This is a genomic window from Pantoea sp. USMM079, from assembly GCF_037153115.1.
Lineage (GTDB): Bacteria > Pseudomonadota > Gammaproteobacteria > Enterobacterales > Enterobacteriaceae > Pantoea > Pantoea communis.
Window position 1 is genome coordinate 1 of record NZ_JBBCKX010000068.1, and the last position, 492, is coordinate 492.

General features: G+C 49.2%; 1 tRNA gene and 1 rRNA gene. Both read right to left on the reverse strand.

Annotation, left to right across the window (positions count from 1 at the left end):
- Nucleotides 1-233: 233 nt before the first annotated feature.
- A tRNA-Glu gene (locus tag WFP70_RS26535) sits at nucleotides 234-308 on the reverse strand.
- An 89-nt stretch (nucleotides 309-397) separates the two neighbouring features.
- Nucleotides 398-492, reverse strand: a 16S ribosomal RNA gene (locus WFP70_RS26540); the annotation flags it as partial.

Sequence of the window (492 nt, forward strand, 5' to 3'; positions counted from 1 at the left end):
ACGCTTAGTCGCTTAACCTCACAACCCACAGGCGTTTTGCAACGCATGCAGACTGCAAGCATTTGAGAGACTCGAACACATCGTTTATTCATTCTTATTACGGAGAATGAACGCGACGTGTCGTTTCAATTTTCAGCTTGTTCCGGATTGTTAAAGAGCAATATCTCAAACTCGACGTTACCGTCAGTTTTGAGATATTTCGTGGAGACACCTTTCACCTGTCACCAAGCAAGTGGCGTCCCCTAGGGGATTCGAACCCCTGTTGCCGCCGTGAAAGGGCGGAGTCCTAACCGCTAGACGAAGGGGACACATACATGTCACGACTTCGCAGCCGTCTTGCTCATTACTTTTCTATCAGACAATCTGTGTGAGCACTTCGAAGGAAGGTATCTTCAGGTAAGGAGGTGATCCAACCGCAGGTTCCCCTACGGTTACCTTGTTACGACTTCACCCCAGTCATGAATCACAAAGTGGTAAGCGCCCTCCCGAAGG